This window comes from Polaromonas sp. P1_E3 (assembly GCF_056405935.1).
This window is the reverse complement of the sequence record NZ_JBFUBD010000415.1, coordinates 1-2,244: the sequence shown is the minus strand read 5'-3', so window position 1 is coordinate 2,244 and position 2,244 is coordinate 1. Positions and strand designations below refer to the sequence as shown.

3 protein-coding genes are annotated in these 2,244 nt (G+C 62.5%); all 3 read right to left on the bottom strand.

Translation table 11 applies throughout. From position 1 onward, the window contains the following. Positions 1–69: 69 nt before the first annotated feature. Positions 70–675 carry a thioredoxin fold domain-containing protein gene (locus AC1D0Z_RS19980; RefSeq protein ID WP_477659914.1) on the bottom strand — a complete coding sequence of 202 codons (606 nt, stop codon included), beginning with the start codon at positions 673–675 and terminating at the stop codon, positions 70–72. 58 nt (positions 676–733) lie between these two features. Then, positions 734–1,528 (bottom strand): alpha/beta hydrolase family protein, encoded by a 795-nt coding sequence (locus AC1D0Z_RS19975; protein WP_477659913.1) that lies wholly within the window; start codon positions 1,526–1,528, stop codon positions 734–736. A 71-nt stretch (positions 1,529–1,599) separates the two neighbouring features. Next, the coding region (locus tag AC1D0Z_RS19970; RefSeq protein ID WP_477659912.1) for an SDR family NAD(P)-dependent oxidoreductase at positions 1,600–2,244 on the bottom strand (645 nt) is incomplete at its 5' end.

The window sequence follows — 2,244 nt, the reverse complement described above, 5'->3', positions numbered from 1 at the left end:
GCTATCAAGTATATAGCTGGTTGCGCTCGTCCTTATTGGGTTCCAGCCACTTTTCGCGGTAAATCCAGATCACTGCGCTGCCGGAGGCTGTAAGCCCAGCAAGGTGGCCAGCGCTGCCGTTGGCAATGAGCCTTCCTGAGACACCGTAGCGCCAGTCTGCGCGTGGGTTCCGACGATGGTAGGAATCGAGGCAAAACCCAGCCTGGTCATGAGCTCGGTGTTTTTGGTGACGGCTTCTTTTTGCGCGTCGATGTTGCTGGCCGCACTGATGCCGCCGCGGCGGGCCTGAAGCGAGGTTTCATGCTCGTCCATGGCGGCCACCGGGTCGCTGGCTGCCAGCAGTGTGGCGCCCTGAGAGGTACTGGCGGCGTTGAGCAGGCCGACAGGAATCCAGACAAACCTGGCTTGGGACTTCAGCGGTTTTGCTGCTTCCCACAGTGCGCCGCAGTGCGGGCATTGCGCGTCGAAAAACACATACACCGTGTGCTTGCTCATCAAGGCGCCGGCTGAAAAGCCTTTCGCGCCGGCTTCAATGGCGGCGACGGACACTGGTTCGGTGGCCGCTTTTGCCGGTGGACTGCCGGCTGCGGTGCCAGGCGCGTCATTACAGCCTGCAAGCAGCAAGCCAGCGGCGATGGTGGCAACCAGGGAAAGTCGGGAAATGAGTTTGGACATCATCGAAAGCCGTGAAAACAGCGGTAAATAGGGGGTGGCCAAGGATAGCGCAGCGGCGCTATTTCGACAGCTTGTCCGCCAATTCACCCGCCAGCATGAAGAACTCCGGTGCGCGCTGCACCGACACGTGGGTGGCGTTCATTGCATACGTGACCCGGGTCTTGACGCCGCGCGCCTGCAGCGCCCTTGCATAGGCCTCGCTGAATTGGGGCAAGGTGTTTTCGTCCTTGTTGCCGACCACCATGCTGATCAGCGTACCGGAGCTGATTTTTTCCGCTTCAGCCAGCGGAGAGAGGCTGCGGCTCCAGGCACCGGACTTGCCCGCAGAGCTGCTGCGCCATTGCCGCCATGCCGGCACATCGCAGGGGCAGGCGGCCAGCAGGTAGGCGTCGGCGCTGCCGGGAAAGCGGCTGGCGACCAGCGCCGCCATGGCCGCGCCGCCCGAATGACCGATCAGCAGGATCTTTTTGTCGTAATGAAGGTTGCGCAGGTTGCTCAGTGCGGCGGCAACAATCTCGACGTTCTCGGACGTGTAGTCGTCGTCTCCGGCGCCGGACTGACCGTCTGACACGCCCAGGCCACTGCGGTAGCCGGGCCGTTGCATGGCAATGGTGACGGCCTGAAGCTTTTCAGTCAGCATGGCGGCCGTACCGCTGTCGGCCTTCAGTTCAATGCGCCCGCCGTTGTCGCCGTGCAGAAAGACCACCAGGACTTTGAACCTGGCGCGCGCGGTTGGCGTTGCGGCGGTGGCTGCGTCAGGCGCCAGCCTGCGAATCACCACGCAATGACTGATATCCCCTGCCCGCTCCGTCCCGTCGGCAAATTTTCCGTCCGGACATTTCGCCACTTTCATTTGATCCGCCAGCGCGCCCGCCCCCGCCAAGCCAAGCATCAGGCTGATAACCGCAAGGCAGCCGCGGCGCATCAGGCTCCGCGCAACGCGGCTTTCAGTTGCTGGCCAATTTCAGGCTTGTCGGCAAACGGATCCGTCGGGTTGCGCGCCTGCAGTACATCTTCAAGCCGGGTCTGTACGGAGTTGATGGCCTTGGGGTGGCTGTAGATGTAGAACTGGTTCTTCGCAATGGCGTCAAACACCAGTTTCGCCACATCGGCGGCGCTCACCTTGCCGGAACCGACCGCCTTGCCGGTCATGGCCTGCTGGATCATCTGGCTCCTGGTGGGCTTTTCCGCACCCAGTTCGGCCGGGCGGTTGCGGTGGCTCATGCCAATGCCCGTGGCGACAAAAAACGGGCACAGCACCGAGGCACCGACCTGGTCGGTCACGAGGCCCAGGTCCTGGTACAGGGTTTCGCTTAAGGAAACCACGGCGTGCTTGCTGACGTTGTAGACGCCCATGTTGGGCGGATTCAGCAGGCCGGCCATGCTGGCGGTGTTGACGATGTGGCCTCGCCAGGCCGGGTCTTTGGCGGCGGCTTCCAGCATCATCGGCGTGAAGATGCGCACGCCGTGGACCACGCCCATGACGTTGACGCCCAGCACCCATTCCCAGTCCTTGACGCTGTTTTCCCAGATCAGGCCGCCCGAACCGACACCGGCATTGTTAAAAAC